This window comes from Asticcacaulis sp. (assembly GCF_027484505.1).
Classification (GTDB): domain Bacteria; phylum Pseudomonadota; class Alphaproteobacteria; order Caulobacterales; family Caulobacteraceae; genus Asticcacaulis.
In genome coordinates, this window is the sequence record NZ_JAIXSV010000209.1 from 1 (window position 1) to 5914 (window position 5914).

A 5914-nucleotide genomic window follows, 5' to 3' on the forward strand; every position below is an offset into this window, starting at 1 on the left:
CGGCAGGGTTAACCTACGACGACGTGACCTATCGCAGCGGCGCGGATTCGCTGTGCAGCGGACGGCTGAAGCTCTATGCCCGCGACTATAATCCGAAGGCCGGGCGCGTGGTCATCTGCCTGCACGGCCTGACGCGCAACAGCGCCGATTTCGAGCCGCTGATGGCGCACCTGCCTGCCGATCATCGGTTTATCATTCCGGATCAGCGCGGGCGCGGGCGCTCAGACTATGACAGCGAAGCGGCAAACTATGCGCTGGGCGTCTATGTGCAGGACATGCTGGCCCTGATGGCGCACTTGGGGATCGAGCGCGCCACCTTTATCGGTACGTCTATGGGCGGGCTGATTTCGATGCTGCTGGCCGCCGCCGCGCCGCAGCGCGTGCGGGGTATCGTCCTCAACGATATAGGCCCCAAGCTGTCGCCCGAAGGGCTTGAGCGCATCCGCGGCTATGTCGGCAAAGGCAAGCCCGTCACCAACTGGGCCGATGCGGCTGAAAACACCCGCCTGATCAATGCCGACGCCTTCCCCGGTTTTGGGCCTGACGACTGGCTGGCCTTTGCGCGCCGCACCCATGTGGAGGTCGAAGGCCGCCCCGTCCCGGCCTATGATCCGGCCATTGCGGCAGGCATGGCACCGGGCAGTCAGGCCGTCGCCCCGCCCGAACTGTGGGACCTGTGGGCGGGGCTGAAAGACATCCCCATCCTCGCCCTGCGCGGTGCCCTGTCCGACCTCCTGTCGGCGGAGACCTTGCAGCGCATGGGCGACACCCACCCGCAGACGCGCACCGTCACCGTTCCGGACCGGGGCCACGCGCCCCTGCTGGACGAACCTGTGGCCCTGTCGGCCATCCAAGCCTTTTTGCGGGAACAGGCCCTGCGCCCCTGATCCGGGTGTCGGCAGCCGCGCTCTCCAAGTACGCGTTTCAACTATAATTTTACAGGGAAACCCCATGAAACAGACCTTCAAACCCTTGCTGATGGCCTCTGTGGCCAGCCTCGGCACCCTTCTGGCCCTCGCCGCGCCGCAGGCCTTTGCCCAAACCGCGACCCAACCCGCCGCCTCGGCCGATGAGGTGACCGACGTCGTCGTCACCGCCCGCCGCCGCGCCGAAACGCTGAAAGACGTGCCGATCGCCGTCTCCACCTTCTCGTCGGCCAAGCTGGATCAGACCGGCGCGCAGGACATCACCGCGCTTCAGCAGCAGGCCCCCAACATGACGCTTCAGGTGGCGCGCGGCTCCAACTCGACCCTGATCGCCTTTATCCGCGGCGTGGGTCAGCAGGACCCGCTGTGGGGCTTTGAGCCCGGCGTCGGCCTCTATGTCGATGACGTCTATGTGGCGCGTCCGCAAGGCGCCGTGCTCGACATCTATGACGTGCAGCGCGTCGAAGTGCTGCGCGGCCCGCAAGGCACCCTCTATGGCCGCAACACCATCGGCGGTGCCATCAAATACGTCACCAAGCCGCTGGACATGACCTCGCCCACCTTTATGGTGCGCGGCTCGCTGGGCAGCAATAATCAGCGCGACCTCGTTCTGACCGGCTCGATCCCCCTGTCGGATCAGTTCGCCGTCGGTGCGGCGATTGCCAAATATAACCGCGACGGTTTCGGCAAGAACCTGTTCACCGGCGCTGAGCATTACAACAAGGACGTCACCGCCGTCCGCCTGAGCGCCGAATATAACCCGACGGACAAGCTATCGCTGCGTCTGGCCTATGACCGCACGCAGGACGACTCCAATGCCCGTCACGGTCACCGCGAAACCCCGGCCCTGAACTCGGTCGGCGGCCCGCTCTATACCGGCACGCAGGCCGTGTGGAACACGCCCCCGGCCGATCCTTACGATACCTATGCGGGTCTGGGTGACAAGAATAAGGTCGAAACCGACGGCGTGTCGCTGACGGCGGAATACAAGATCTCGGACACACTGACGTTTAAGTCGATCTCGGCCGTGCGTTCGGGCGAAACGGCGACCAAGATCGACTTCGACAACACGCCGGGCGGCTTTATGGACGTGCCCGCCAAGTACGAAGACACGCAGGCCACGCAGGAGCTTCAGTTCACCTATGGCGGCGAACGCTGGTCGTGGGTGGCGGGCCTCTTCTATCTGAACAGCACGGCGTCGGGTGCGTTTGACACCACCATACTCGGCAATGCGGCCACCACCCTGACCCAGGGTAAGGTGCGCACCAACTCCATTGCCGCCTTTGCTGACTTTAACTACAAGCTGACGGACAAGTGGTCGCTGTCGTTCGGGGGCCGCTACACTAAGGATAACAAGCGCGGCACCGTCTATCGCGCCAACTATGCCGGCGTCCCCTCGCCCGTCTTCGGCGGCAAGGGCGCGGTCACCCTGCTGCGGTCGAACTACTCCAACGACAAATCGTTCGACAAGTTCACACCGCGCGTCTCGCTGTCCTACGCCTTTAGTCCGGCCCTGACCGGCTATGCGGCCATCTCCGAAGGCTTCAAGTCCGGCGGCTTTGACATGCGCGGCGACGTCATCCTGACGCCCTCGACCGTCAATGGCTACAATCCGGAAACCGTGCTCAGCAAGGAAATCGGTCTGAAAGGCACCACCTTTGACGGCCTGATGAACTTCACCTTCGCCGTCTTCGATTCGAAGTATGACGACATGCAGATCACGCGTCAGACCCCGGTGGGCGCGACGGTGGCCTCTCAGGTCGAAAACGCCGGTAAGGCCTCGATCCGCGGCGCGGAATTCGAAGGCACGCTGCGCTTCTCGGACAAGTTGACCGGCAACTTCGCCCTCGGCTATACGGGCGCGGATTTCGACGAATTCATCAGCTATAATGTGCTGACCGCCTCTTACGTCAATCTGGCCGGTGTCTATAAGTTCCAGATGACACCGGAATGGACCAACAATTTCGGCCTGACCTATAAGACGGACGCCTTTGGCGGCTCGCTGGTGGTGTCGCCGCAGGCCAGCTACCGCTCCGACATGCAGATGTTCGAAGCTTCCAATGCCGCCCTCGATCAGAAGGCCTACTGGCTCTATGATATGGGCGTCACCTGGACCGCACCGGGTGCTAAGTACAAGGTCGGCCTCTATGGTCGCAACCTCGGCGATGAGCGCTACCGCACGGGCGGCTACAACTTCCCCAGCAGCGTCTCGCCGCTGTTCGGCAATTCGGTCTCGGCCTTCTACGGCGCGCCGCGCACCGTGACCCTCACTCTGGAATATCGTTACTAGACAATAGATTAAGGTCTGTATCCTGACCTCTCCCCCGTGGCACCCTACGGGGGAGAGGTTCCTTTTTCCAAGGTTTCCAATGTCCAGCCCCACCCCCGACGCGGCCCCGATCAAGGGGCGTTATCTGGCCCTGTTTGCCCTGATCGTCGTCTATACGTTCAACTTCCTCGACCGGCAGATCATCTCGATCCTGAAAGACCCCATCGCGCAGGAACTGGGCCTCAGCGATACACAACTGGGGCTGATGGGCGGGCTGGCCTTTGCGCTGCTCTATACCACCCTGGCCATTCCGGTGGCCTGGCTGGCCGACCGCACCTCGCGCGTGTGGATCATGACCACAGCCCTGGCCGTCTGGTCCGGCTTTACCGCCCTGTGCGGTCTGGCGCACAACTTTACCCATCTGTTTATCGCCCGCATGGGCGTCGGCGTCGGCGAAGCGGGCGGCGTCGCCCCGGCCTACAGCCTGATTGCCGACTATTTCCCGCCCAAACAGCGGGCCAAGGCGCTGGCCATCTATTCGTTCGGGATCCCGGTCGGCTCCGCCGCCGGCGTGCTGTTCGGCGGGCTTTTGGCGGCGAAGGTGGACTGGCGCTTTGCCTTTATTGCCATCGGGCTGGCGGGCATTCTGATCGCGCCGCTGTTCCGCCTGATGGTCAAGGACCCGCCGCGCGGGCGTTATGACGCCACTGCGGGCAAGCCGCTGGGCTTTATCGCCGCGTGCAGGCTGGCCTTCGCCAAGCCGACCTTCTGGCTCCTGTCGTTCGGTGCCGCCTGTTCGTCCATGGTCTCCTACGGCTTCATGTACTGGCTGCCGACCTTCCTGTCGCGCTCGCTGCACCTCGACCTCGTGTCGCGCTCGTGGTTTCTGGCGGCGCTGCTGTTCATCGGCGGCGTGGCCGGCATGGCGCTGGGCGGCGTGCTGGGCGACAAGCTGGGGCAAAAGTCAAAGCGCGCCTATCCGCTGATCCCCTGCGTGGCGTTTATCATCTCGGTGCCGCTCTATGCACTGGGTGTGCTGGCCACCACGCCGGAGACGGCCTTTGCCCTGTTCCTGCTGCCGCAGGCGCTGGGCCTGATGTGGCTGGGGCCGGTGCTGACGGCGGTTCAGCATCTGGGGCCGGGCCATTCGCGCACCATGATTTCGTCGCTGTTCCTGCTGATCAACAACCTGATCGGCATTGCGGTGGGGACGTGGTTCTTCGGCGCGGCCTCGGACTATCTGAAGCCCCTCTATGGCGATGCCTCGATCAAGTACGCCTTTCTGGCGGGCCTGAGCTTCTACGTGATGGCGGCGATCCTGCTATTCTTCGCCTCGCTGCGCATCCGCCGCGACTGGGTGGATTAGATCATTATGTTTTATGATAAAACATAATGATCTAAATTGTTTAGCCCCTCGCCGGGCGGTGGCTTTCGCCACCTTGGCCGCCGCCTCAATGGCGGCTTGAGCGGAATGATTTTAGAAATCATTCCGCTCTGATAGCTTACTGAGCGGTCCATCCCCCGTCGATGGGGATGGACGTGCCTGTCACATTGTGGGCCAGAGGCGAGGACAGCCACAGGGCCAGCGCCGCGATTTCGTCCGGGGCGCTCATGCGCTGCGACGGTTGTTTTTCAGCCAGAAGCGCGGCGATCCCGGCCTGACGATCACCTCCGGCGGCCGCAGCGCGCGCCTGTATCTGCGGTTCGATCAGGGCCGTCTCGGTCCAGCCGGGGCACAGGCAGTTGACGGTCACGCCGGTGCGCGCGTATTCGAGCGCCGCCACCTTGGACAGGCCGATCAGCCCGAATTTCGAAGCCACATAGGGCCCCTTCTCCACCGAGGCCACAAGGCCGTGCACCGAAGCGATATTGATGACGCGCCCGAAGCCGCGCGCCGCCATGCGCGGCAGGGCATAGCGCATGGTGGCCATGGCCGCTGTCAGATTGACCGACAACACCGTATCCCAGGTCGCATCATCTATCTGAGCAAAGGGCAGGGTCTTCTGCACCCCGGCATTGTTGATCACTATGTCGATGCCGCCACCCCAGTTCCACACCGCCTCCATCAGGCCGTCAATGGCCGCCCGGTCGCGCAGATCGCCGTCGAAAAAGCGCGCCTGCGCCCCCAGACGGCGGATGTGGTCTGTGGCGGCATCGACTTGCTGCGGCGTGGCCAGCCCATGCAGGGCCATATTGGCCCCGGCTTTGGCAAAGGCTTCGGCTATGGCCAGCCCGATGCCCTGAACAGAGCCGGTGATCAGCGCGGTCCGCCCGCGAAGAGACGCGTCGGTCATGATGAAACTCCCTGTATTTTGGCCCTCTTTGCGTTGTGGCGGGGCTTCGGGCTTAACTATCGGCGGGCCGTCTCAGGGGGTCAATAACAAATTCAACAAATGCTGAATTTTTTGCGCACAAGGGGATGACAAACGGCACCGAAGTGCGTAGGAATGACCCGAAAACACGGGAGACACCGATGCCGTCGAAGATATATGCGGACGCGAAAAGTGCGCTGGAGGGGCTGACGTTTGACGGGATGACGGTGATGGCCGGAGGCTTTGGCCTGTGCGGCATCCCCGAAAACCTGATCGCCGCCCTGCGCGATACGGGCGTGACCGGCATTACCGCCATTTCCAACAATGCCGGGGTCGATGGCTTCGGTCTGGGGATGCTGCTCAATACGCGACAGATCAAAAAGATGATCTCGTCCTATGTCGGTGAG

The 5914-nt window shown here is 63.0% G+C and carries 5 protein-coding genes; 4 read left to right on the plus strand and 1 reads right to left on the minus strand.

What is annotated here, in order from left to right:
• The 3 genes from Q0072_RS12480 to Q0072_RS12490 form a co-directional block, all read left to right on the plus strand.
• Positions 1 to 887 (plus strand): alpha/beta hydrolase (locus Q0072_RS12480; protein WP_298330584.1); only part of this gene is annotated, 887 nt, incomplete at its 5' end.
• 64 nt (positions 888 to 951) lie between these two features.
• A complete protein-coding gene (locus Q0072_RS12485; protein WP_298330587.1) occupies positions 952 to 3216 on the plus strand; it encodes a TonB-dependent receptor in 2265 nt (754 codons plus the stop codon).
• Between the two features lie 79 nt (positions 3217 to 3295).
• On the plus strand, positions 3296 to 4561 hold the full coding sequence (locus tag Q0072_RS12490) for an MFS transporter (protein ID WP_298330590.1): 1266 nt from the start codon (positions 3296 to 3298) through the stop codon (positions 4559 to 4561).
• Between the two features lie 136 nt (positions 4562 to 4697).
• On the opposite strand, the gene Q0072_RS12495 is transcribed toward Q0072_RS12490, so the two are convergent.
• Positions 4698 to 5489, minus strand: a complete 792-nt coding sequence (locus tag Q0072_RS12495) for a 3-hydroxybutyrate dehydrogenase (RefSeq protein ID WP_298330593.1) — start codon at positions 5487 to 5489, stop codon at positions 4698 to 4700.
• Between the two features lie 179 nt (positions 5490 to 5668).
• Here Q0072_RS12495 and Q0072_RS12500 point away from each other — a divergent pair.
• The coding region (locus Q0072_RS12500; RefSeq protein ID WP_298330595.1) for a CoA-transferase at positions 5669 to 5914 on the plus strand (246 nt) is incomplete at its 3' end.